We start from the raw sequence: 635 nt of genomic DNA, 5'->3' as shown, positions 1-635 counted from the left end.
GTTGTGGTCAGCGGGTTATTGGTGTTGCATCACCTTCAGCCCGCGCTCAAAAATCTTCTTTTAACCGTCCGTTCCTGCCTGTTGCGCCTGCGCTATCACGGCATCCAGCATCTCCGAAACCAGCTTCTGCTTACTCTTTGGCAACTGGCCGATTATCTGGAGCTGTTGTTCCAGTCGTGAGGCCGGGCCGCGCTTGCGCGGTGTGCTCTCCGATTCCTCTCCCAGCAGGCCTTCCAGTGAAACCGAAAGCAGCTTCGCCACAGCGGGCAGTATCGGGATCTGTATCCGCCTTCTGCCTGCCTCCCAGGACTGCACCGCCTGCTGGGAAACGTTAAGGGCTTCGGCCATCTGTACCTGAGTCAGTCCGGCATCCTTACGCAGGGCGCTGATCCGGTTCCCTAACTCCGTCATAAATACCTGTTCTTCACTGCTGATTGATGCGGCCATCGTTGGTTTTATCCGTGTTACCTGTGTCCTGATGGCCATAATCTATCTCCTGTTTTACATCTTACTGTTGTAAATACTACCTACTGTGGTATATGCTTGTCGAGTTATTTTTATTGAAACCCTATTGACAGGTTTTTGAAGGAACCCGTGTTATGGCAAGGATAACCCCGGCAGAGCTTGAGCAGCTT

At 52.6% G+C, this 635-nt stretch carries 1 protein-coding gene; it reads right to left on the bottom strand.

Annotated elements, in window-relative coordinates:
* Positions 1-60: 60 nt before the first annotated feature.
* The gene (locus JJB97_RS18315; protein WP_238715520.1) at positions 61-486 is read right to left on the bottom strand and encodes a helix-turn-helix domain-containing protein; all 426 of its coding nucleotides are present in this window, start codon (positions 484-486) and stop codon (positions 61-63) included.
* Positions 487-635 lie beyond the last annotated feature (149 nt).

This window comes from Tenebrionibacter intestinalis (genome assembly GCF_016632365.1).
In the GTDB taxonomy this organism is placed as follows: Bacteria; Pseudomonadota; Gammaproteobacteria; order Enterobacterales; family Enterobacteriaceae; genus Tenebrionibacter; species Tenebrionibacter intestinalis.
This window is presented reverse-complemented; position numbering and strand designations above follow the sequence as displayed.

Excerpts from the sequence above, each read along its gene's own strand:
- JJB97_RS18315 (WP_238715520.1), bottom strand. The coding sequence starts at position 486 with ATGGCCATCAGGACACAGGTAACACGGATAAAACCAACGATGGCCGCA.